Annotated in this window: 2 tRNA genes; both read left to right on the top strand. The window is 43.8% G+C overall.

Features of this window, described 5'->3' with window-relative positions:
* Nucleotides 1-96 precede the first annotated feature (96 nt).
* Nucleotides 97-173: transfer RNA gene (locus ABGI61_RS16755), tRNA-Ile, on the top strand.
* Nucleotides 174-177: 4 nt separating this feature from the next.
* Nucleotides 178-253 (top strand) — tRNA-Ala (locus ABGI61_RS16750).
* Nucleotides 254-445 lie beyond the last annotated feature (192 nt).

Below are 445 nucleotides of genomic sequence, written 5' to 3'. Positions count from 1 at the left end.
CCTTACCTATAGCTAAATGACGTTGTAAGTGTTCACCCAGATGATTGATTGCATGAGATAGAGCAAACGGTTTTACGTGAGAAATCGCGATAAAATTGGTCTGTAGCTCAGGTGGTTAGAGCGCACCCCTGATAAGGGTGAGGTCGGTAGTTCGAGTCTACTCAGACCAACCAGATTGGGGTTATAGCTCAGCTGGGAGAGCGCCTGCCTTGCACGCAGGAGGTCAGCGGTTCGATCCCGCTTAACTCCACCACTTCTGGTTTAAGAAACCTGCTCTAAAAATTCAAATATAAGCGCTTAGCGTAAAGTGTTTATATTTGAGTTTAATCTCAAACTGCTCTTTAACAATTTGGCAAGCTGATAGTAGTAAAAACAAGCTAAGCATACTTCCGAACTCAAGCGGAAGGATTGTGTAGCAAAGCACACTGTACGACACAAAACATTT

Source organism: Rheinheimera fenheensis (genome assembly GCF_039871805.1).
GTDB classification, from domain to species: Bacteria; Pseudomonadota; Gammaproteobacteria; order Enterobacterales; family Alteromonadaceae; genus Alishewanella; species Alishewanella fenheensis.
The sequence above is the reverse complement of the archived record's forward strand: the minus strand, read 5'-3'. Positions and strand labels throughout refer to the sequence as shown.